The organism is Arthrobacter sp. AOP36-C1-22 (assembly GCF_052377515.1).
Taxonomy (GTDB): domain Bacteria; phylum Actinomycetota; class Actinomycetes; order Actinomycetales; family Micrococcaceae; genus Arthrobacter_H.
On the sequence record NZ_JBQSWW010000037.1, the window covers coordinates 1 to 22,153 of the forward strand.

General features: G+C 67.9%; 22 protein-coding genes. 10 read left to right on the forward strand and 12 right to left on the reverse strand.

From position 1 onward, the window contains the following. Positions 1 to 38: 38 nt before the first annotated feature. Together ACT3S6_RS14715 and ACT3S6_RS14720 are read right to left on the reverse strand one after the other, a co-directional pair. Positions 39 to 380 carry a carboxymuconolactone decarboxylase family protein gene (locus tag ACT3S6_RS14715; RefSeq protein WP_444555573.1) on the reverse strand — a complete coding sequence of 114 codons (342 nt, stop codon included), beginning with the start codon at positions 378 to 380 and terminating at the stop codon, positions 39 to 41. A gap of 136 nt (positions 381 to 516) precedes the next feature. Next, complete coding sequence (locus ACT3S6_RS14720; protein ID WP_444555574.1) at positions 517 to 1,092, reverse strand: DUF488 domain-containing protein; 576 nt, start codon at positions 1,090 to 1,092, stop codon at positions 517 to 519. 154 nt (positions 1,093 to 1,246) lie between these two features. On the opposite strand from ACT3S6_RS14720, the gene ACT3S6_RS14725 reads away from it, so the two are divergent. After that, entirely contained in the window at positions 1,247 to 2,200 is a 954-nt protein-coding gene (locus ACT3S6_RS14725; RefSeq protein ID WP_444555575.1) for an oxidoreductase, read from the forward strand. 32 nt (positions 2,201 to 2,232) lie between these two features. Here the strand turns inward: ACT3S6_RS14725 and ACT3S6_RS14730 are convergent, their stop codons facing one another. Both ACT3S6_RS14730 and ACT3S6_RS14735 read right to left on the reverse strand, forming a co-directional pair. Beyond that, a complete protein-coding gene (locus ACT3S6_RS14730; RefSeq protein ID WP_444555576.1) occupies positions 2,233 to 2,739 on the reverse strand; it encodes a GNAT family N-acetyltransferase in 507 nt (168 codons plus the stop codon). Between the two features lie 66 nt (positions 2,740 to 2,805). After that, the gene (locus ACT3S6_RS14735; RefSeq protein WP_444555577.1) at positions 2,806 to 4,539 is read right to left on the reverse strand and encodes an SIP domain-containing protein; all 1,734 of its coding nucleotides are present in this window, start codon (positions 4,537 to 4,539) and stop codon (positions 2,806 to 2,808) included. A gap of 77 nt (positions 4,540 to 4,616) precedes the next feature. Between ACT3S6_RS14735 and ACT3S6_RS14740 the strand changes: the two genes are divergently transcribed. Both ACT3S6_RS14740 and ACT3S6_RS14745 read left to right on the forward strand, forming a co-directional pair. Further along, complete coding sequence (locus ACT3S6_RS14740; RefSeq protein WP_444555578.1) at positions 4,617 to 5,435, forward strand: MBL fold metallo-hydrolase; 819 nt, start codon at positions 4,617 to 4,619, stop codon at positions 5,433 to 5,435. 250 nt (positions 5,436 to 5,685) lie between these two features. After that, positions 5,686 to 6,489: an SDR family NAD(P)-dependent oxidoreductase gene (locus tag ACT3S6_RS14745; RefSeq protein ID WP_444555579.1), complete on the forward strand. Its 804-nt coding sequence runs from the start codon at positions 5,686 to 5,688 to the stop codon at positions 6,487 to 6,489. Positions 6,490 to 6,579: 90 nt separating this feature from the next. Here the strand turns inward: ACT3S6_RS14745 and ACT3S6_RS14750 are convergent, their stop codons facing one another. From ACT3S6_RS14750 to ACT3S6_RS14780, 7 genes are all read right to left on the reverse strand, one after another. Continuing rightward, entirely contained in the window at positions 6,580 to 8,058 is a 1,479-nt protein-coding gene (locus tag ACT3S6_RS14750) for a S8 family peptidase (RefSeq protein ID WP_444555580.1), read from the reverse strand. A gap of 264 nt (positions 8,059 to 8,322) precedes the next feature. Further along, positions 8,323 to 9,078 carry an iron ABC transporter ATP-binding protein gene (locus tag ACT3S6_RS14755; protein WP_444555581.1) on the reverse strand — a complete coding sequence of 252 codons (756 nt, stop codon included), beginning with the start codon at positions 9,076 to 9,078 and terminating at the stop codon, positions 8,323 to 8,325. Continuing rightward, positions 9,075 to 10,142, reverse strand: coding sequence for an iron chelate uptake ABC transporter family permease subunit (locus tag ACT3S6_RS14760; RefSeq protein ID WP_444555582.1), 1,068 nt, complete (start codon positions 10,140 to 10,142; stop codon positions 9,075 to 9,077). The genes ACT3S6_RS14755 and ACT3S6_RS14760 overlap by 4 nt, the downstream gene beginning before the upstream one ends. Next, on the reverse strand, positions 10,135 to 11,121 hold the full coding sequence (locus tag ACT3S6_RS14765; RefSeq protein WP_444555583.1) for an ABC transporter permease: 987 nt from the start codon (positions 11,119 to 11,121) through the stop codon (positions 10,135 to 10,137). Before ACT3S6_RS14765 ends, ACT3S6_RS14760 begins: the two co-directional genes overlap by 8 nt. 15 nt (positions 11,122 to 11,136) lie before the next feature. Continuing rightward, on the reverse strand, positions 11,137 to 12,111 hold the full coding sequence (locus tag ACT3S6_RS14770; protein WP_444555584.1) for a siderophore ABC transporter substrate-binding protein: 975 nt from the start codon (positions 12,109 to 12,111) through the stop codon (positions 11,137 to 11,139). Positions 12,112 to 12,270: 159 nt separating this feature from the next. Then, complete coding sequence (locus ACT3S6_RS14775) at positions 12,271 to 13,587, reverse strand: permease (RefSeq protein WP_444555585.1); 1,317 nt, start codon at positions 13,585 to 13,587, stop codon at positions 12,271 to 12,273. Then, positions 13,584 to 14,351: an ABC transporter ATP-binding protein gene (locus ACT3S6_RS14780; RefSeq protein WP_444555586.1), complete on the reverse strand. Its 768-nt coding sequence runs from the start codon at positions 14,349 to 14,351 to the stop codon at positions 13,584 to 13,586. The genes ACT3S6_RS14775 and ACT3S6_RS14780 overlap by 4 nt, the downstream gene beginning before the upstream one ends. A 347-nt stretch (positions 14,352 to 14,698) precedes the next feature. On the opposite strand from ACT3S6_RS14780, the gene ACT3S6_RS14785 reads away from it, so the two are divergent. The 5 genes from ACT3S6_RS14785 to ACT3S6_RS14805 all read left to right on the forward strand — a co-directional run bounded on the left by ACT3S6_RS14785 (position 14,699) and on the right by ACT3S6_RS14805 (position 19,979). Continuing rightward, a complete protein-coding gene (locus ACT3S6_RS14785) occupies positions 14,699 to 15,238 on the forward strand; it encodes an AMIN-like domain-containing (lipo)protein (protein ID WP_444555587.1) in 540 nt (179 codons plus the stop codon). 79 nt (positions 15,239 to 15,317) lie between these two features. Next, complete coding sequence (locus ACT3S6_RS14790) at positions 15,318 to 16,295, forward strand: PhzF family phenazine biosynthesis protein (RefSeq protein WP_444555588.1); 978 nt, start codon at positions 15,318 to 15,320, stop codon at positions 16,293 to 16,295. A 37-nt stretch (positions 16,296 to 16,332) separates the two neighbouring features. Further along, on the forward strand, positions 16,333 to 17,862 hold the full coding sequence (locus ACT3S6_RS14795; protein ID WP_444555589.1) for a DHA2 family efflux MFS transporter permease subunit: 1,530 nt from the start codon (positions 16,333 to 16,335) through the stop codon (positions 17,860 to 17,862). 26 nt (positions 17,863 to 17,888) lie between these two features. Continuing rightward, on the forward strand, positions 17,889 to 18,602 hold the full coding sequence (locus ACT3S6_RS14800) for a TetR/AcrR family transcriptional regulator (protein ID WP_444555590.1): 714 nt from the start codon (positions 17,889 to 17,891) through the stop codon (positions 18,600 to 18,602). A gap of 108 nt (positions 18,603 to 18,710) precedes the next feature. Next, positions 18,711 to 19,979 (forward strand): acyl-CoA dehydrogenase family protein, encoded by a 1,269-nt coding sequence (locus ACT3S6_RS14805; protein ID WP_444555591.1) that lies wholly within the window; start codon positions 18,711 to 18,713, stop codon positions 19,977 to 19,979. Here the strand turns inward: ACT3S6_RS14805 and ACT3S6_RS14810 are convergent. Then, positions 19,969 to 20,745 carry an alpha/beta fold hydrolase gene (locus ACT3S6_RS14810; protein ID WP_444555592.1) on the reverse strand — a complete coding sequence of 259 codons (777 nt, stop codon included), beginning with the start codon at positions 20,743 to 20,745 and terminating at the stop codon, positions 19,969 to 19,971. The two genes, ACT3S6_RS14805 and ACT3S6_RS14810, sit on opposite strands and share 11 nt — an antisense overlap. Positions 20,746 to 21,026: 281 nt before the next feature. Between ACT3S6_RS14810 and ACT3S6_RS14815 the strand changes: the two genes are divergently transcribed. Together ACT3S6_RS14815 and ACT3S6_RS14820 are read left to right on the forward strand one after the other, a co-directional pair. Then, the gene (locus tag ACT3S6_RS14815; protein WP_444555593.1) at positions 21,027 to 21,197 is read left to right on the forward strand and encodes a hypothetical protein; all 171 of its coding nucleotides are present in this window, start codon (positions 21,027 to 21,029) and stop codon (positions 21,195 to 21,197) included. Positions 21,198 to 21,523: 326 nt separating this feature from the next. Further along, positions 21,524 to 22,153, forward strand: a complete 630-nt coding sequence (locus ACT3S6_RS14820) for a hypothetical protein (RefSeq protein WP_444555594.1) — start codon at positions 21,524 to 21,526, stop codon at positions 22,151 to 22,153.

Here is a 22,153-nt window from a genome sequence, read left to right on the forward strand (position 1 = left end):
GCGGACCCCGGCGGCGTCCACCGGCCCGGTGCCGCCGGTCAGTGCTGGTGGGGGACTTCCCCGATCGCATGCAGGGCGATGGTGGAGTGCGCGAAGGCGCCGCCGGCCCGCATTTCTGCGGCCACCCAGATGGCTTCCATGATCTGCTCGGCCGTGGCGCCCTTGCGCTTGGCGAGTTTGCTGTGGCCTTCGATGCAATAGGGGCATTGCGTGACATGGGCGACGGCGACGGCGATCAGTTGTTTGGTCTGCTCGTCCAGGGCGCCCTCGGCGAAGACCGCCTTGCTGAAGTCCTCGAAGGCCTGCGTGGCGTCCGGGGTCAGTTCCTTGCGACGTTTGGCCACCGCAGGGGTGGCCTTGGGGAAGAGATCGTCTGACATGGTGGGGTCCTCTCCTAGGGTGCGGCTGGCGCCGACACCTCCGCACCCGTTGCGCACGGGGATGACCACCAACCGGCTCCGGGCTCCACTGCTCCGCGGGGCCCTCTTTCACTGTAGGCAGGTGGCACAGATAAAGTCACTGCCCCGGTGCCGGGTAGGTCACCACGCCGTCGTCGTGCACCCTCGGCTCGGCTCCCCACCGGCCGAGTTCATGCTCGGTCGGCTTCGCGGTATTGGATAGGTGCACCACCGTCCACCCCCGGGCGGCGAGCACGTTGGCGATGAGCAGCCGGTGGCAACGCCAGGGCATCGGCTCCCCGCACAGCACCACGACCCGCCGGTCCCGGGCCCACCGCATCAGCCGCTCCAGGCCCGTGGCGAACTCCTCGGTGAGCGTATGGTCCGCATAGTTCTTGAAGCTGGCGTTCTGCCACCCGGCGTTGACCCTCGGGTCGATGCCATGCTGCCGCGGCCTACGGCCTCCCAGTTCGGGCACATGGTGGTATTCGATGCCGATGTCGGCCAACCAGGCAGGCATCTGATCCGCATCGAATTGTGGGCTCCGCCGCGATCCGGGCATCTTGCGCACATCGGCCAGCAATTCGATCCCGGCCGATTCCAACGTCTCGGCCACGACCTCCGGCGGACAGGTCCAATGCCCCAGGGTCCAGATGGTCCCCGCCGCGTTGCCGTTGGATGGTTCCGCTGCCATGCCTGCCCGCCCTTCGCCTGGATGCTCCCCTCCTTCAGGATGCACCACAGCACGGGCGGTTGTCGCCCCGGGATCGCCTGCGGGATCGAGGGGCAGGTCCTGCCCGGGCCCTAGACTGGGGCCGTCCATGTGAGCCGACCAGCAGGAGGAGCCCATGCCGCGCACCAGGTCCTGGAGCACCACCGATATCGGCGATCTCACCGGCACGACGGCGGTGGTCACCGGCGCGAACAACGGCCTGGGGCTCGCCACCACCCGGGAGCTGCTCCTGCATGGCGCCCACGTCGTGATGGCGTGCCGGGATCCGGGCAAGGGGCGGGCTGCCGCCGACCGGCTGAGACCGGAGCTGCTGGCCTCCGTCGGCGAGCTGCGCACGGAAGTCATCCAGCTTGATCTGTCGATCCTTTCCACGGTCCACTCATTCGCCCGGACGGTGCTGACCACCCACGAGCGGTTGGATCTGCTGGTCAACAACGCCGGCATCATGATGACCCCGTATGGGCTGACCGCCGAGGGGTACGAACTGCAATTCGGCACGAACCACCTGGGCCATTTCGCCTTGACCGGCCTGCTGCTGGATCTCCTGGCGGCGGTGCCAGGCTCCCGGGTCGTGTCGCTGTCCAGCCTGGCCCACCGGGGCGGGCGCATGGATTTCGACGATCCCCTGTTCGAAGAGGGTGGCTACACCCCCGTGGCCGCCTATAACCGCTCGAAGCTGGCCAACCTGCTGTTCACCGACGAGTTGGATCGGCGTTTGCGGGCCGCCGGCCAGGAAACGATCGCCGTCGCCGCCCATCCGGGAGTGGTGGGCACCGACCTCTTCGGCCATGTCTTCGACCGGCCCTCCCTGCGTCCGGCCCGGGCCCTGTTCAACGCCGTGATGCCCCGACCGGCCCAGGGGGCCCGGCCGACGTTGCGTGCGGCCTCCGATCCGAGCGCCCGCGGCGGGGAATATTACGGTCCAGGCGGTCCCGGGGAGTGGCGCGGGGCGCCCCGCCTCGCGCAGCGGGCGGAGGCGGCCCGGGATCCGGCGGCCGCCGGCCGGCTGTGGGAGCTTTCCGAGGAACTGACGCAGGTCAGGTACCTGGACGCACCGTCCCGGCCCTGATTCCCAGGGGCTGGTTCCCCGGCGGGGGCTGATCAGATGAGCGGCAGCGTCAGGCCCAGCTCCACCACACCGGGGCGGTCGGGAACCTCTTGGTGTTCCCCGGTTTCCAGGAACCCCTGGCGCCGGTAGAACTCGTGGCCGCCATGATTCCCTGCGACCACCCACAGATCCAATCGTCCGGCATCGGCCCGGCGGGCCCAGCCGGCAGCGGCGGCGACCAGTTCCCGGCCGACGTGCAGTCCGCGCACCGCCGGATCAACCCACATGCCGATGAGTTCACAGCCTCCGGTCCCCGGCCGCAGGACCGTTCCCGCGAGTCCGTCAGCCAGCTGCGTGGCGAGGCCGGTCGAGAGCGGGGACCAGGCCAGGAACCAGTTGCTTTGTTCCGCCCGTTCACGCCAGCGCTCCTCACCGAAAGCGGACTCGCGTTCCCACGTGGAGCTGAAGAGCGACGGCGCGTCCGCCAGTGCCCGGAGCCGCACCGCACGCAGCGCCTGCCAATCCTCGGTCATGGCCCGGCGGACCTGGGTGTGCATCATTCCCATATTTTCCCACGGCGGAAGTCAATCCCGTCCTGCGTGACGAGCCACGACGCGGATCAATCCCTAGGCTTCGGCCCGGCCCGCACGCCAATACCCCATGAAGGAGACCTGCTTGCGGTCGATTCCAACCTCACGGACCAGATAACGACGCAACGATTTGATGACCCCCGCCTCGCCGGCGAGCCAGGCGTAGAAGGGTTGGCCGGCTCCGGCCGTCGTCTCCCACAGGATGCCCTCGTCGACATCCACGTCCTCCAACTCGTCACCCGGGTCCACGGCACCGGCCCCCGGGAGCGCGATCGCCGAACGCACGGCCGTCTCCAGCAACGTGCCCGGGGCCTGCATGCCGCGCGGAAGCCACTGCACGGCAACCCCTGAACGGGTGAAGGAACCCTGGATGTCCTCGACGGACGGGACCTCGATGAAGGCGTCCCCGGTGATCCCCGGGGGCAGTGATTCCAGGATCGAACAGATCGCCGGGGCCGCCGTCTCGTCGCCGGCCAGCAGGATCCGTCGCGCCTTGCCGGGCCGGAATTCGATACCCCCGTAGTCGGGCCCGCAGAGCGCCCGATTGGGTCCCAGGATGATGACGTCGTCGCCGATGGCGGCCTCCGCCGCCCAGACGGAGGCCGGCCCGCCGACCAGGACGCCGTTTTCCCGGTGCACGTGCAACACGAAGTCCAGATCGAGTTCCGGGGTCGGCCCCGCGTTGCCGGGATGGCCTGCAGGGCGGAAGGAACGCACCGTATAGGTGCGCATGGATCCGCGCTCGGCGGGGTCCCGGGCCAGCCAGGTCCGGTACCAGCCGGCCGAATCCTCCGGGGTGATCCGGCCCCCGGGGGCCAGATCGGCGAAGAGCGTGCGCAGGCGGGCCACGGATTCCTCGCCCGCCGGCGGCACCAGGACCTTGATCCGCAGGTCCAGTGGATGCCCGCCGGTACCGAAGTGTTCGAGTTCCGGCCCGGCCAGGGTCAGGCGGCGGAACCCGGGCCCGAGCTCCTGGACGTCGACGACCTCCAGGCTGAACGCCAGCGTCGGGCAGACGTCCACGGCGGGGCGGGCCACGGTGGGGACGACCACGGATTCCAGGGGCGTCTCCGGCCTCGGGCGTGGTCCGGCAGGCTGCCTGGTGGGCGGTGGCCCGGCTCGGCCGGTGTCGGGGCGGCGGAACCGGTGGCGTCCGATCGGCACCATCAGGGGCGTTCCGGCCACCGGGTCGGGAATCACCCGGGCCCGGAGTCCGAAGACCTCGTGGACCAGTTCGGTCGTGAGGATCTCCGAAGGGCGCCCGGCGGCGATGATGCGTCCTGCCACCAGTGCGAGCATCCGGTCCGCGTAGCGGGCCGCCAGGCCGAGGTCGTGCAGGACCATGACCACGGTCGTCCCGCACCGGCGGTTCACCTCGGCGATGGCGTCGAGGACCTCGAGCTGCCCGGCGATATCGAGATGCGCCGTCGGCTCGTCCAGCAGCAACACCTCCGATCCGCGGGCCAGCACGTCGGAGATCCGTGCCCGTGCGGCGCTGGCTTCATGGCCCCCGGGGGTCTCCGGCAGCAGGGACAGGATGCTGGCAAGGTCATCGACCGGGTGGTCGTGCAGCTCGGTCGAACCGATCCTCACGGTTCCGGAATCCGGTTCCTGCGCTCCGGCCAGTCCGCGCAGCAGCGTGGATTTGCCGGCGCCGTTGGGGCCGATGACCACGGTGATCTCCCCGACCGGGATCTCCACGCTCAGGTCGGTGAGCATGGCGCCGGAAGGGTGGGACAAGGACAGGTTCTCTGCCGTCAGGCTCTGCATGTGTTCCTTGGGTTGAAGGGGGTTCCCACGAGGTCGTGGCGGGGGAAACGTCGTCTCGGCTGCCCTAGACTGTCGGCATGCCACAGCCGACGCCTTCCCCCATCCAGCACGTGAGCTCCTGCGCCGATCTGATCACGGCACCGAATCCCGGTCCGATGACGTTGGAGGGCACCAATTCCTATCTCCTGCATGCCGCAGGAGCCGGGACCGGCCCGGTGGTGGTCGTGGACCCGGGGCCCGCCGACGAGGACCATCTGCAGGCCCTGGCCGCTGCCGGACGCGTCGAGCTGGTGCTGATCACCCACCGCCACCCCGACCACACCGAGGGCATCGACCGCCTGCACGAACTGACCGGGGCCCCGGTGCGGGCGGCCCTGGCCGACCATTGTCGGCAGGCCCCGGTCCTGGGCGATGGGGAAGTGATCACCGCGGCGGGGATCAGGGTCCAGGTCGTGGCCACCCCCGGGCATACCTCCGATTCGCTGTGCTTCCTGCTGCCCGACGACGGACCCCACGGTTCGGTCCTGACCGGCGACACCATCCTGGGGCGTGGGACGACCATCCTGGACTTCCCCGACGGAACGCTCGGTGACTACCTGGCCAGCCTCGATGTCCTGTCCGGATTCGGCTCGGCGCTCATGCTTCCGGCCCACGGCCCCACGCATCCGCAGCTGGGTACCGTCATCGAGCAGTACACGGCCCATCGGCTCCAACGTCTCGAGCAGGTCCGTGACGCCGTGGCCCGGCTGGCCGCCGCTGATCCCTCCGGCCGGCCGGGGACGGCCGAGGTCACGGATCTGGTCTATGCCGACATCGATCCCGCGGTGCGCGGGGCCGCAGAGCATTCGGTCAAGGCCCAGCTGCACTACTTGTCCGGGACCACCCCGGCCCCCTAGGCCCCTACCCACCGGCACGTGGCTCAGTTCCCCGGCAAGACGGGGTCCTGCCCCTGAAGCAGCGTGAATCCACGATGGTCTCCCTGACGATCCTTATCCGGGACACCCCCGGAAAATCCTGATGTAGTTAGGCTAGCCTTGGTGGTCGGTATTACACAAAGTTCTAGTGCCCTATTGTGCTCCGGTGACGATTTCGCCTCACCCGCGCAGCCTCCTTGGACTGAATCGCACGCCCCGCTACAGTCAAGGCATGGCCAGTCCCACACAGCACCCCGAGACGCACTACTCCGCCCAGCCGACCGTGACCGCGCTCATCACCGGAGCCACCTCGGGACTCGGCGCCGAGTTCGCCCGGCAACTGGCGGCCCAGGGGTACTCCCTGGTCCTCGTGGCCCGTGACCAGCAACGACTGGATGCCACCGCCGAGAGCCTCAGCGCCCGCTACGCCGTCCAGGTGCAGACGATCAGCGCCGACCTCGTCACCGAGGCCGGCGTCCAGCAGGTCGCCAACCGGCTGGCCGACTCCACCAATCCGGTGACCACCCTGGTGAACAATGCCGGATACGGAATGGCCGGGAACTTCGCCGACAACGACCTGGCCGAGGAGCTGGCCCATGTCGGCATCCACGTGCGCACCCCGTTGATCCTCTCCCACGCCGCCCTGCGGGCCATGGCGAAGATCGGGGGCGGGCGGATCATCAACGTCGCTTCCGTCGCCGCCTTCACTCCTCGCGGCACCTACTCGGCGTCCAAGGCGTTCCTGGTGAACTTCAGTCGGTGGGCCAATGTCTTCTACCACGACCGCGGAATCTCGGTCACCGCCATCTGCCCCGGATTCGTGCACACCGAATTCCATGACCGGATGAAGATCGACAAGAAATCCATCCCCTCCTGGTCGTGGCTGGAACCCGAAGAGGTGGTGCGCAGCGGGCTGACGGACGCCATGGCCGGCCGTTCGGTGTCCATCCCCAGCACCAAGTACAAGATCATCACCTTCCTGGCACGGGTCGCCCCGGATGCCCTCGTGGCCCGTCTGGCCCAACGCGGCCGCTGAGCCGACACGTCACCACCGGTACGACGGCAAGCTGGCCGGGACACCGTGATGACGGTGTCCCGGCCAGCGGATTGCAGGTCCTACCGTGGATTAGTACCCGAGCGAATACAGGGTCTGCCCTGCATCGACCAGGCCGGCCCCACAGCCACCCGAGCAGCCGCCGGGCATGGCGCGCGTCCCCGCCTTGAGCGAGGATTCCACGGATGACGGGCTCATGTTGGGACTGTTGGCGCGCATCAGCGCCACCACACCGGCAACATGCGGGGCAGCCATCGAGGTGCCCTGGAACTCGGCGTAGGCTTCACCGCGCGGGGTCGTCCGTCCGGAGTTGATCGTGGACAGGATTCCCCCACCACGGCTTGAGGTGTCGCCACCGGGGGCGGTGACGTCCACGGACGAACCGTAGTTGGAGTAGAAGGCCCGCGAGCCGGACTTGTTGCTGGCCGCGACGGTGATCACGTTGTTGCAGTTCGCCGGCCGGGAGTTGGCGGCATTCTGCGATTCATTGCCGGCGGCCACCACGACGGACGTCCCCCGGGAAACGGCCGAGTTGATGGCGTTCTGGTAGGTGTAGCCGCATGCTCCGCCACCACCGAGGGACATGTTGATCACATCAGCCGGGTTGGGGTTGGACGGAATGCCCGAGACGTTCCCACCCGAGGCCCAGACGATCGCGTCGGAGATATCCGAGAGCGAGCCACCGCATTTGGCCAGCACCCGCACCGGGACGATCTTGGAGGTGGGGGCGACCCCGGCGACTCCCTTGCCGTTGTTCGTCACCGCGGCGACGGTGCCGGCGACGTGCGTGCCGTGCCAGGAGGAGTTGCTGCCGTTGGCCGAACCACATTCACCGGGGTTGACCCAGTCGCCCTCGTCGGCGGGGTTGGAGTCGCGGCCGTTTCCGTCGCGGGCCGCGGAGGCATTGGAGACGAAATCGTAGCCGGGCAGGATGTTCGCGTTCAGGTCGGAGTGGCTGGTGATGCCGGTATCCAGGACCGCGACCACGGCCCCGCTGCCGGTGGAGTAGTTCCACGCGGATGGCGTGCGCATGCCGTTGGACCCGTGGAAGTCCCACTGTTGCCCGTAGTGGGTGTCGTTGGGGGTCGCCGCGATCGTCATCATGGCATCCGGTTCAATGGAGTCGATGGTCCCGGTCTTGGCCGCGTCGAGCATGAACTGCTTCGCCTCGGCGGTGGAGAGTTTCTCGTTCGTCTGCAACACGTGGCCGCCGGTGGCGGTGGGGCGCAGTTCCTTCACTGAGACGCCGGCTTCCTTGGCGGCGGGGCCCATGGAGTTCACGCGGGCCTGCTTCGTCGCGGAACTCGCCGAGTCCTTATAGGAGACGATGAACTGGTCGTAGCTCGTCCCGGATTCCAGGGCGCCGGTCGCGGCCTGGGCGGTGTTCGCGTCGGCGGCGACCGCGACGGTGTTCGAGACCGTCGGCCCGGACGTCGGTGTCGCGGCGGTGGCCGGCAGGCCGGTCAGCCCGCCGATCAGCGAACAGGATCCTACGAACGCTGCCGTGGACAAGACCACTGCGCGGGTCAATCTGATGGGTTTCTTACCCATGTTGCACTCCTTGCTTCGTTTTTCTGTGGTGTGCCCGGCAGCTCGACCTTGAGCCGATCCGGGGCACGCTACGGATGATAAGCACGAGTTGACCATATTTGAAAGTCTTGTTTGAAAACTGATAATTAGATATTCAAATGGAGTGTTTACAGTTCACAAATATTGTGATTGTCAAAGATCCGTCCACCGCTGAGCCTGCCGCGGCATCATCGCGATGCCGGGCCGGGGCCCTTGTTTACGCAAGTGCGGGAGAAACCCTACCGGTCAGTAGTAGACGGCCAGCGGGCCGCGGGGCCCCTCGATGACTTCCACGGGGGTGTCGAAGACCCTGCTGAGCACGGCGTTGGTCATGATCTGCTCCGGGGGCCCGAAGTCGACCACCTGCCCGTCCTTCACGGCGCAGATGTGGTCGGCATAGTGTCCGGCGAAGTTGATGTCGTGGATGACCACCACGATGGTCCTGCCCAGTTCCCGGGCGGCACGGTGCAGATGTTGCATCATCTGCACCGAATGCCGCATGTCCAGGTTGTTCAGCGGTTCGTCGAGCAGGACGTATTCGGTGTCCTGGGCCAGCACCATCGCCACGTAGGCGCGCTGCCGCTGGCCGCCGGAGAGCTGGTCGAGGTAGCGGCCCTCCAGTTCGCGCAGATTCAGGAAGTCGATGGCCTGGGAGACGACCTGCTCATCGACCACCGTCAGCCGGCCCCGCGAATGCGGGAACCTGCCGAAGCCGACCAGTTGGCGCACGGTCAACCGGGTAGTGAAATGGTTCTCCTGCCGCAGGATCGATACGATCCGGGCCAGGTCCTTCGAGGCCGAGGTGGAAACGTCGTAGCCGGCGATTTCGATGGCCCCCGCATCCAGGCCGAGCAGGCGCCCGATCATCGTCAACAGCGTCGATTTGCCGGCACCGTTGGGGCCGACCAGGGCGGTGATGCCCCCGACGGGGATCTCGAAGCTGACCGGCCCGATCTCGGTGCCGTTGCCATAGCTCTTGCGGACGTCGTTCAGCGTGATCACAGCCGACCCTTTCGCAGGATGAAATACAGGAAGAGCGAGCCGCCGATGACTTCGATGATGATCGAGACGACCCCCTCGGCGTAGAAGAGGTTCTTCATGATGAAGTAGGCCCCGGACAAGGTCACGAACCCGATGAGCGCGGCCACCGGGAAGACCAGGCGGTGGTCGTGCGTATCGGCGATCTGGTACGCCAGGGTGGCCACGAGGAAACCCAGGAACGTCATCGGGCCCACCAGGGCGGTGGAGGTGGCCATCAGCAGGGAGACCAGGAACAGGGTCCGCATGACCATGCGCCGGTGGTCCAGCCCCAGGTTCATCGTGGTGTCCCGGCCCAGGGCGACGACGTCCAGGTTCCGCGAGTTCGCCCACAACAGCACCCCGGCGACCAGGCACAGCGGGATCGCCACCGGAAGGTACCCGGCGTCGGCGTTGGAGATCGACCCGAACAGCCGGGCGGTGAGGACATCGAATTCGCTCGGCGAGAGCAGACGCTGCATGAACGTGGACACCGACGCCAGTCCGCCGCCGATGATGATGCCGATCAGCAGCATGACCTGGATGTTCGCGTATTTCCCCGAGAGAAGCCAGCCGTAGAGCGCCAGCGAGAGCCCCACCATGACCACCACCTGCAGCACGAATTGCGGCAGCCCCTGGACCGCGGTCACCCCGGCGGCCCCCAGGAAGAACACCGCAGCGGTCTGGACCGCCACATACAGCGATTCGAAACCCATGATCGACGGGGTGATGATGCGGTTGTTCGTCACGGTCTGGAAACTGACGGTCGCCATGGCCTGGCAGCAGGCGACGACGAGCATGACCACCACGCTCGTGCCGCGCAGTTCGGCGATCCGCCAATAACCAGACGAACCCGCGGGCATGGGGTTGTCCCAGATCAGCAGTCCGCCGCCGAAGCCCACGGCCAGGAGGGACAGCACGGTGACCACGATCAGGTACCGCCGGCGCGCCCGTCGGGTGGGAAAGGCGGAGGAGTTGCGCGGGGGCCCCTCGGGGCCCCGGCGCCGGGGGGAGGCAGCCAGCCGTGGAGGGGAAGCGGTATCAGCCATGTCGACGCTGCCTCAACAGGAGGCCGATGAAGACCACTGCCCCCACGATCCCCAGGATCAACGACACGGGAACTTCGAAGGGCATGATGATCGTGCGTCCGATCAGATCGCAGACGGTGACGATGCCGATGCCCAGCAGGCAGACCCACGGCAGGTTCCCGCGCAGGTCGTCCCCGCGGAACATGGAGACGATATTGGGCACGATGAGCCCGAGGAACGGCAGGTTTCCGACCACGACGGTCACGATGCCGGTGGCCACGGCGATCAGTCCGGTGCCCAGCAGGATGATCCGGTTGTAGTCCAGCCCGACGTTGGTGGCGACCTCTTCGCCGAGCCCAGCCACCGTGAAGCGGTCGGCCACCCAGAAGACGGCGGCCCCGACCAGGGCCACGATCCACAGCACCTCGTATTGTCCGCGCAGCACCGAGGTGAAGCTGCCGGCGAACCAGATGCCCAGGCTCTGGAGCATGTCGGTCTGCAACGCGATGAACGTGGATATGGCTCCGACGACGGCGCCGAGCATGATCCCCACGATGGGCACCGTCAAGGAGGCCTTGAGCGAAACCCTGCGCAGGAAGAGGAAGAACACCATCGTTCCGATGAAGGCGGCCACGATGGCCCCGATCATCTTGGCCATGATGCCTGCTCCGGGAGCGAGGATCATCACCGTCAGCAGGCCCAGTCCCGCCCATTCGGTGGTCCCGGTGGTCGTGGGCTCGACGAACCTGTTCTGGGTCAGCAGCTGCATCACCAGCCCCGACATCGCCATCGCGGCCCCGGAGAGCACCAGGGCCATGGTGCGCGGGATGCGCGTGATGGCGAACATCCTCCCCCCATCCTCGGCCCCGAAGATGTCATAGACCCCGGTCAGCAGGGAGAACCCGAGCAGGGCGACGACGACGGCGACGCCGACCAGAAGGGAAGGCTCGAAGAGCCGGCCTTTCCGGCCGACGCCGCGTCCGGTGGTGCTGGTGGTCATGGGTGCGCGCCGCGGCTAGCCCTCGAGGGCGTCGGCGAAGGTGTTGAGGAACTCGGTATAGGTCTGGATCCCCTCGTTGGTGTAGGTGTCGGCCGGCATGTAGATGACGTTGCCATCCTTGACCGCGGTGACGTTGCCCAGTGCGTCCGAAGAGGTCAGCAGTTCGTTGGCCGGCTGGTAGTCGGCATCGTCGGCGGCGATCGCCGCATCGCGGTCCATGGCCAGGATCCAATCCGGATTGGAGTCGGCGATCGCCTCCACGGAGATGTCGTCCCCCTGGTGGTCGTCGCTGGCGTCGTCGACTTCCAGTGCCGGGGTCAGGTCCAGCATGTCGAAGACCGGCCCGAGGGTGCGTCCGTTGGAGGGCGCCGAGTAGCCGATGTCCCCGCCCGAGGTGATGACCGCCATGACCTCGTCGCTGTCGTCGTAGGCGGCCTTTGCCCGCTCGATGGCGGCGTCGAAGTCGTCGTTGATCTTTTGTGCCTCGTCCTGCTTGCCGAAGACCTCGCCGAGCACCTCGGTCTGGCGTTTGAGCTCGGCGTCGAAGGGTTCGTCCTCGCGGGGGTCCAGTTCGAGGATGGTGGCATCGGGGACGAGCGAGGCGAAGTCCTCGTGGTACTGGGCGAAGCGCTGGCCATTGACGATCAGATCGGGTTCCGCGGCCACGACGGCTTCCAGATCCGGTTCGCGGTGGTTGCCCAGATCCACGATGGAGTCATCCTTCGTGTAGTCGATGGTTTCCGGCATCAGGGCCACGGCCCCGGCGGTCAGTTCCACGCCCCAGTCCGAGAGGGTCTCGAACGTCCGGTTGTCGGTGGCGACCACCGAGGACGGCGGATTAGGCACCGTCTGCGTTCCGTTGTTGTCTTCAACGCTCACGGTGCTGGCGTCGGAAGCCGTCGGTGAGGCGTCGGAGGATCCGCCGCAGGCGGTCAGAGCGAGGGCCGAAGCGCCCAGTAGCGCTCCCAGGCGCAGTTTCAGGGAGGACATATGTTCCTTTCGTATGAGGCGGCCCGTGCGGGCCGTTGAATGGGACTTCGGTCCAACTTAGCCCACCCTGAGTAGATAACGCACATTGAGCCTGATGTTATTCTCGTCACCTTTTCCGGGTTGCCGGGCTCCGTGTTTCCGGGTAATACGCGGGCCCGTTCAGGAACTGTGTAAAACCAGTCGTGCGCCGGCCAATGCCACGGAGGCCCGGACCGCCACCACCCCGGCGGCCAGGGTCCCCACCACGACGAGGATCGTCAGCGGGGACAGGACCAGGGCGACGCCGACCAGGGGCAGCAGCAGGATCCCTGCGATCAGGGCCGACCCCAGGCACACCCACAGCAACGGCCCCATCACCGCACGGACCCGGGCCCGGTCCATCGTGGCGGCATCCATTCCCAGCCGGCCCAGGTTCACATAGAGCTCCCGGCGGTCCAGCGTCTGGGCGCACTGGTTGATCACCGCCGAGCAGCAGACGCCGATGAAGGAGACCAGGACCGTCACCACCACCCCCGTCAAGATGTCCTGGGCCAGGGCCCGGTCCCCGGCCGCGGACTCCTCGGTGACCGAGGCCTTCATCAACGCGGCCCCGGACCCACCCAGCACGGCCACGAAACTGGTCATGGCCACGGCCGAGACCTGTCGCCACGCCGCCGCCGGGGATTCGAGGATCATGCGCGCGGCCAGCAGTCGTTCGGGGGTTTGTGCCCGTGTGAGCGAATGTCCGGCCAGCAGCCGCACCGCCCAGGGGCCCACGATGTTCAGCACCGCCAGCACGGCGGCGAAGGCCCCGATCAGCACCGCGATCATGAGCGCGAAATCCCGGAATGCCGAGAGGAACTGCAGGGCCGTGAACGCCGTGACGATGACGACTCCGGCGATCAGCGCCCGGATCCACCGTGCGCCCGGTGCTGCCGCGCGGGTCCGCACACCCAGCGGGGAGACATTCAACCGGCGCAACCCGACCACCGCGGAGACCACCCCCACGGCGACGACGGCCAGCGCCAGCAGGGCGATGGTACCGACCGGCATGAACATCGCCGCGCCGATCGCCTGCCCCCGGAAATGCAGCAGCCCCACCAGCGGGGCCCCGAGCAGGTACAACACCACCCCGCTCAGGACCCCGGCGAGCGCGACGGCAGCGGATTCGATGACCGTGACCGCGGCGGCGAGCGCGGGGGTGCCGCCCAGGAGGCGGACGGTGGCCAGCCGCTGGTCGTGGGAGCGGGCCGATAGGCGCGCCGCCGCAGCACCCAGGACCGCCAACGGCACCACCAACAAGGCGACGGCGAGACCGGCCAGCACCAGATAAAGCCCACTGAGTTCGTCCTGCACGGCGGTGAAGGACCATCCCCCGGCCGCCACGAGCATCAGCAGGGCCGCGGTCAGGGCGTAGGCGGAGGCGGTGAGCAGCTGGGGTCCCAACCGTCCGCGGACCGGCCGGCCCAGCAACCACGCCAGGGAGAAGGCCTTCATGCCCGGGCCCCCGGACGGGCCGCGGAGGCATCGGCGTCGTGCCGGATCCTGCCGTCGAGCAGGTGGATGATGCGGTGGCAGCGCGAGGCCACCTCCTGGTCGTGGGTGACCATGACCAGGGTGTTCCCGCGGCCGATGGTGGCCTGGAGCAGGATCTCGAGGACCTCTGAGGAGGTGGCGGAGTCCAGGGCGCCGGTCGGCTCGTCGGCGAAGGTGACCGTGGCCCCGGTGATCTGGGACCGGGCGATGGCCACCCGTTGGGCCTGTCCCCCGGAGAGCTGGCCGATCCGACGTTCCTCCAGGCCCGCCAGCCCCAGTGCCTGAAGCCATTCGGCGGCATGGGGCACCGCGGTCGACCGGGGGATGCCGGTGATCATCAGGGCCATCGCGACGTTCTCGACGGCGGTGAGTTCGGGGATGAGCAATCCCGATTGGAAGACGAACCCGAAGCTCTGCCGACGCAACCGGGAGCGGGCCCCTTCACCCAGCGCGGTGATGTCCACGGCGCCGGAGGCCCCTGCCGGATCACGGAAGTGCACGGAGCCGATATCGGGGGCCTCAATGCCGGCCAGGGTGTGGAGCAGCGTCGATTTCCCGGAGCCGGAGGGCCCCATGATGGCCACGGACTCCCCCCGCCGCAGCTCCAGGTCCAGGCCACCCAATGCGTCGGTGGCGCCGAAGGCCTTCTTCAGGTTGATGGCGGAGAGGACGCCGGGGGCGGATCGGAGCGCCTCGTCCTCGGGGGTCGGTGTGTTTTCAGGCATGGATCCAGTCTCCGGGCCCACCGGGGTCCGGCGGATCAACCGCTGAGATGAACCTTCGACGGCCCCCTCCTACCAGGGTCTGATGCCGGGCCCGGCGCGGGGGGCCGGCCCGGGAGGGCCGCCCCCCGGGATCCCTGATCGTGATCCGGCTGTCCGCTGCGCGGATCCAGCCCGTTCCACGGACCCGAAATGCCGCCGTTTTGACGCCTTAACGGTGCTGATTCCCTTCCTTTTCCACTCCCGCATCACATTGGTGCACCAAAGTGAATAACCACTTCCCCCGGTCTCGTCCCGGGCGCATCATGGAGGCATCATCCACCGCAACATTCCTGGGAAGGAACACCATCATGAAGGCCATCAAAGTCGGCCTGGCCGGGGCACTGTTGGTCGCGGGCCTGGGGTTGGCCCCCGCACTTCCTGCCGCAGCAGCCACCACCGCACCGTATTGCGGCATCACCTGGGGTTCGCTCGCCGACTCCCACGGGTCTTCCTCCTCGGCCCGGGTCACCGGGGTACGCACCGGGGAGCATGCCTGCTTCGACCGGCTCGTCGTCGATCTGAAGGGCAAGGTCAAGGGATACGACGTCAAATACGTGAACGCCGTCCGCACCGAAGGCCAGGGCCGGCGCGTGCCGCTGACCGGCGCCGCCGATCTGCAGATCCTCGTGGCCTCACCTGCCAGCACCTCCTACGCCCCCGCCCACCGCACGAAGGCAGCCGACGTGACCGGCTACCGCACGTTCGGCCAGGTGGCCTATCTGGGCAGCTTTGAAGGCCGGAGTTCCTTCGGACTCGGCGTCCGCGCCCGCCTGCCCTTCCGCACCTTCGTCCTGGACGGGCCCGGCACCGGTTCACGGCTGGTCATCGACGTCGCCCACCGGTGGTGATGTTTTCGATGCCCGCAACCGTACGTCACGAAGCCGGCGGGGGCCTTCTCCGCCGGCTTCGGTGTGCCACCATGGCGCAATGCCCCAACGCCAGTTCCGCCAAGTCGACGTCTTCACTTCCACCCCCTATCTGGGCAATGCCCTGGCCGTCGTGCTCGATGCCGACGGCCTGGATGAGGAGGCCATGCTGCGTTTCGCGAACTGGACCAATCTCGCCGAAACCACGTTCGTCCTGCCCCCGACCGACCCGAGCGCCGACTACCGCGTGAGGATCTTCACCACCACGACGGAACTGCCCTTCGCCGGGCACCCCACGCTGGGTACCGCCCACGCCTGGCTCGAGGCCGGCGGCCGCCCCCGCCGCCCCGGGGTGGTCATCCAGGAATGTGCCGCCGGACTCATCGAGGTCCATACCGGGGACCGTGACGGGCAGGGCCGGCACCAGTTGGCCTTCCTGTCCCCTCCACTGCGCCGTACCGGCCCCCTGGAAGACGATGTCCTGGAGTGGGCACTGGCCGGATTGGGGCTGCGCGCCGCAGACGTCGTGGCCCACCAATGGGTGGCCAACGGCCCGCAATGGGCGGTGCTGATGCTCCACGACGCCGAGGCGGTATTGGCCGTGGAACCGGATTTCGTGGCACTGGAGGGCCTGGAGATCGGGATCATCGGCCCGCATCTGGTCCCTGCCGTTGAGGCGGTGCCCGCTGCGCGGAGGGACGGGGAACGCCCGAAGGGCACCCGCGCCGAACTCGAACCGCTCCTACCGGCCGATGACTCCGCCGCCTTCGAAACCGCGGTGCGGCCCATCCCTGCCGACTTCGAGGTCAGGGCCTTCTGCCCGGGCGAGGGGATGCCCGAGGACCCGGTGACCGGAAGCCTGAATGCGGGCATCGCCCAGTGGATGATCCCGGCAGGACTCGTCGCCCCCTCCTACACGGTGCGCCAGGGGACCCGGCTGGGACGGGCCGGACACGTCGGGCTTTCGGAGCACGACGGCGGCATCCGCGTCTCGGGGGACGTGGTCACCTGCATCGAGGGAACGGTGTGCTGGGACTGAGCCGACACGGGCCCGGGCACCGGAGTATCCTCTACCGGTGACCAACCCCCAAAGACCTGCCCCGACCGCCCCCGACGACCGCGCCGCCTGGTCCGCGCTCTGGGCGCTGGTCATCGGCTTCTTCATGATCCTGGTGGACTCCACCATCGTCGCCACCGCCATGCCGGCGATCATGCGCGGCCTGGACACCGGCATCAACGGCGTCATCTGGGTCAACAGCTCCTACCTGCTGGCCTTCGCGGTCCCGCTGCTCGTGGCCGGGCGGCTGGGCGACCGCTTCGGCCCGAAGAACCTGTACCTGATCGGTCTGGCCCTGTTCACCCTCTCCTCGCTGTGGTGCGGCCTGTCGCCGAGCATCGGCATGCTGATCGCCGCCCGGGTGGCCCAGGGGTTGGGCGCGGCCCTGCTGACCCCGCAGACGATGACGTTCATCACCCGCATGTTCCCGGCCGAACGCCGCGGTGCACCGATGGGCGTCTGGGGCGCCGTGGCCGGGGTCGCGACCCTCGCCGGGCCCATCCTCGGCGGCGTGCTGGTGGACACGTTGAGCTGGGAATGGATCTTCTTCGTCAACGTCCCCGTCGGGGCCCTGGCCATCTGGCGGGTCTGGCTCAAGGTCCCCCAGCTGCCCCGGCACAGCCGCAACTTCGATCTGTTCGGCGTCGCGCTCTCGGCGATCGCCATGTTCCTAATCGTCTTCGGGATCCAGGAGGCCAACACCTACGACTGGGGAACGATCATCGGTCCCATCACCGTATGGGGCCTGATCATCGCGGGGCTGGTGGTGCTGGCCGGATTCATCGTGTGGCAGCGCTTCAACCGGCGCGAACCCCTGGTGCCGTTGGGCCTGTTCCGCAACGTGAACTTCTCGCTGGCCAATGTCGCGATCACGGCCATGGGCCTGGCCATCATTGCGCTGAACTTCCCGATCATCCTCTACCTGCAATCCGTCCGCGGCCTGAGCCCGACGCTTTCGGCGTTGATGATCGCCCCGATGGCGATCGTCTCGGGGGTGCTGGCCCCCTTCGCCGGCAAGCTGACCAACCGGATCGACCCCAAGTTGTTGGCCGTTCCGGGGTTCCTGCTCTTCGGCGGGGGGATCGTGGTCTACGGGCTGATCCTCAGCCCCGACATCCCGTTCTGGGTGTTGTTGCTGCCCCCGGTGGTCATGGGCATCGGCAGTGCCGGCATCTGGCCCTCGGTCTCGTTGACGGCCACCCGCGATCTGGGCCAGGCCACCGCCGGGGCAGGTTCCGGGGTCTACAACACGACCCGCCAGGTCGGCTCCGTCCTGGGGTCGGCCCTGATCGCCTTCCTCATGGAGGCCCGCATCAGTGCCGAGTCCAGCGCCGTGCTGGCCGGCACGGACCGCGCCGGCGACGGCTCCTCCGCCACCCCGGCCGGAGCGGCGGCCACCATGGGCCAGGCGGTCCCGGATTTCCTGCACGGCGCGTTCTCCACGGCCCTGGGCCAGTCCCTGCTGCTGCCCGGACTGGTGGCGATCTTCGCGGCACTGGTCTGCTTGTTCTTCCAGCCCCCGGCGGGGCGGAAGGCCAGCCGGCGGTGAACGCCGGCCGTGCTAGATTCACCGGCATGGACCACACAGCCACCGTTCCCGAGGAAGCCCTGCGACTGCTGGTCGAACGCGGGTTCGATGCCACCAGCGTGGACCAGCTGGCGGCGGTGCTGGGGATCAGCCGCAGTACCTTCTTCCGCCGTTACCTCTCCAAGGAGGACATGGTCTTCGCGGACATGGACACCGTCATCGACGGGGTCCATCGCGAATTGGCGGCCCCCGGACGCCGGCTGGCCGACCGGCTGGCCGCCGCCGCCCTCTTCGTATTCGATCACCACACCGGCCGGCCCCGGGCCTCGCTGCTGCGCTTCGAACTGCTGCAGGAGGTTCCCGCCCTGCGCGACCGGGAACTGGTCAGCACCCATCGCTATGAACGGGCCTTCCGTCGCGGCCTGCGCGCCGCCCTGGACGTGGACCCGGGCCTGGACGACGTCAACCTGGCGATCACCTCCTATGCGGCCTCGGTGGTCGCGGTGCACAACGCGTTCCTGCGCAGCTGGCTGAACACCTGCGATGCCGGCCTGCGGTCCGGACTCGTGGACGAACTGGCCCAACTGGCTGCCCTGCATCTGCCCCGGCTGCAGGAACAGACCCCCCCAGCGGGGGCGCCCCCGACCCGGCCGGAGGTCGTCGTCACGGTGTCGAACAGCGGCACCGACCCCGAGCAGATCGTCGACGCCGTCCGCCGGGCGCTGGATCAACAGCCCGGGCGGACCCCACCCACCGCCTGACACTGAGTGTCTTGACCTGAACCTCGGTTTCATGGATGCTGGTACGGATCGATCCCCCGTGACCGGCGCCACCTCCCAGTGCCGGCCACGCAACGCCGAAGGACACCCGTGAGCACCTCAGAAACCACCTCCCCCCACCCCGGACACGACACCCCGATCGCCGAATTCCCGCTCGGTGTCGTCGAGCCCGACTATGAGCTCTGGGGCGAGGTCGACGTCGACCCCACCGGCCTCTTCGGCGCCGAGGACATCCCGGCGGAGGACCGCGCTTACTGGGACCGGGCCCGGCGCTTCGGCCTGGACGAAGTCCGTCCAGAGATCGACGACTACTGGGACCGTGCCGACTTCCCGTTCCATCTGGCCACCCGACTGGGCGAACTGGATCTGCTGCGCGACGGCATCGACGTCGACGGCCACCCGGCCATGAGCACGCTGGCCGCCGGACTGGTGAACATGGAACTCTCCCGCGCCGACGGGTCGGTCGCCACCATCGGGGCGGTCCAGTCGGGCCTGGCGCTGCGCTCGGTCGCCTTCTGCGGCTCCGAGGAACAGATCGCCCACTGGGTTCCGAAGCTGGCCCGGGCCGAGGTCCTGGGTGCCTTCGCCCTGACCGAACCCACGCACGGCTCCGATTCGGTCTCCCTGGAGACCCGGGCCACCCGCGTGGACGGCGGCTACGTCCTCAACGGTGAGAAGAAGTGGATCGGCAACGGCTCCACCGGCGGCATCACGGTCGTCTGGGCCCGCGACGATGAGGGCAACGTCCGCGGTTTCATCGTCCAGCAGGAGTGGGAGGGCTACACCGGGACCACCATCGAAGGGAAGCTGAGCCTGCGCGCCATCTGGCAGGCCCATATCCGCCTGGAGAACGTGTTCGTCCCCGACACCCATGTCATGCCCGGCGCCAACTCCTTCAAGGACACCGCCAAGGTCCTCTTCGCCACCCGGCTGGGAGTCGCCTGGTCCGCCGTCGGACATGCCATGGCCTGCTACGAATCAGCCGTGCAGTACGCGACCCAGCGCACCCAGTTCGGCCGCCCGCTGGCCGCCGCCCAGGTCGTGCAGGAACGCCTGGCCCGCATGCACTCGGAACTGGCGACCATGCAGCTGATGGTCATGCAGATGACCCGCCGTGAGGAGCGCGGAGAGCTCACCGGCCCGCAGGCCTCCCTGGCGAAGTACACCTGTACGCGCACCGCCCGCCAGATCGCCTCCAACGCCCGCGATCTGCTCGGCGGCAACGGCATCCTGCTGAAGAACAGGGTGGCCCGCCACTTCGCCGACATCGAGGCCATCCACACCTACGAGGGCACCGAAACCGTCCAGGCGCTGATCATCGGCCGCTCGATCACCGGGCTCTCGGCCTTCAATAAGTAGCTTCACCCTGCAGGAACGGGAGCAGCTGGGCCAGGACCTCGTCGACGGCAGCCAGCGTCGAGCCGTGGGTCCTGCCCTCCAAGGGGACGAACCGGGCCGCCGGCATCAATTCCGCCGCGGCCCGGGAGTCGAGGTAGCGCCGGCGGTCCCGGGTACCGGCGAACAACAGGGCCGGCAGCTCGAGCGAGGCGACCACCGATTCCTCGATCCCCGCTTCGATTTCGGTGCGTTCGAAGTAGGCGTGCAGGGCCCGGGCGTCGTTGTTCATGAAGGCGAACCGGGTCTGCGGATCCAGCTGCTGCCCGTCGACGAAGGCCTGCATGCCGCCGGTGCGCAGGGCCTGGAGATAGCCTTCGAAGAACACCTCGGCGATCTGGCCGCCCTGCGCCTTGAACGTCCCCCCGAGGCTCACGAGCTTCTCCACCCGGCCCGGGGCTGCGGCGGCCAGCGAAAAAGCGACGCGCGCCCCGAAGGAATACCCCATGATCACCGCACTGGCCAGCTGTTCGGCGTCGAGCACGGCCACCACGTCCCCGACCAGCAGATCCATGGCGTAGTCCTGCGGGCGGTGGGGTTTGGAACTGCGGCCGTGTCCGCGGAGGTCGATCCGCACCACGGTGAACCCCTCGAGGCCCTTGACGTAGCCCAGCCCGCGCCAGATCGCCCGCGATAGCGCCGAACCGTGCAACAGGACGATGGCGGGGCCCTGCCCTGAAATGTCGTAGGAGATGGTGCTTCCGTCCCGGGGATTCTGCGTCTCAGCCATCCCCACAGGCTATCGGGCGGCCCCGTCGGGCCGGCCACCCGTGATTCACACGGGGCTCTTCGGCATTTTCCAGCGAACGCCAAGCTTTGGACCTTATTGTTTTTAAGTACCTCTTGAAGGTGCGAGTGATGAGAGCACCGGCTGGACCATCGATGATTCCCCCCAACTATCGATCCAGTCGGTGTTCATCTCGTTAAGCCCCGGCCCGGGCGCTGACCTCGACACCTCGTGGTTTCAGGACCAGACTGATGGCATAGGCCCCGTCAACGAGGGAGGATGCCATGAGCGAGAACACCGAGGGACTGTCCACGGGCGGTCCGGACGCCAAGCCCGAGAGCGCCGAGGAAGCCGCGAAGAAGGCCCGTCGGGCACAACACGATCACGACGACGCGCGCGTCGACGAGTGGGAGGAGGAGTCCTTCCCAGCCTCCGATCCGCCGTCGAACTACTGAGTGGCGACACTCCCACCGAGCTGACACGGGGCGCACAGGTGGTTCCAAGTTTCGCTGGTTAAGCTGAAGGAACCTTCTCAAAGGTGCGAGTGATCAGAAGCACCGGTTATAGCGGTTTGTCGCCTCCTTGTCCGCTATGGCCGGTGCTTCACTCTTTTAACGTCTGCCGCTCAATCGCGTCCGCGCTGGTTCCCACCCCGGCGGGCCCCACCAGATGCCCCCGGCTGAGGGAGCTCCCCGCGACGACAGGGAGGTGGTGGCCCCGGGCAGGGCCGCTTAGACTGATGACGCAGCCTTCGCCCAGCCCGAGGAACGATCACCACGACATGGCCATGAGAAACCCCTATCTTTCCCTGGTCCGCAACCGGCTCATCGCCGCGTTGGTGGGCTCCGCAGTGGCACTTTTGTGGTTCGCGGCGTTCCGGGCTCCCGTCCTGGCCATCGCCGGGGACGTCACCGGGGCGGAAACGGCCGAAACAGGCACCCTGTCCATCATCCAGCTGATCCGCTTCGGCGCGGGAATACTCCTTTTCACCGTCGTTCCAATCCTCGCCTACCTCGGGTGGCTTCGACTCATGCGCCCCGATGCACGCAAGGTCGTCGGTCCCGGGGCACGGTTCGCGACCATTGCCGCTGCGGTGGTTTCAATCGCCTTCTTTGTCATCTGCTGGCTGCCAAGCACCTCACGTACCACTTCCGTCCTCGAGGCCTTCCGCGAAGCGGCTGCCACCGAGGCGCTACCCGAAGGAGTCTTCCTCGGAAACACGCTGGCCGGCGCGGCGGTGACGACCGTCTTGTTGGTGATCTTCGGTCTGATCTGCCTGTTCCTGGCGCCACCACCACGCCCTGCTGCCGACACCCCACACCCCGGCTTTCCCACCAACTGGTGGTCATGGGTTCCCCTGCCTGCCTTCATGGTCGGGGTCCTCGCGGGGGCGCTGCCCTTCGCCGGCTAA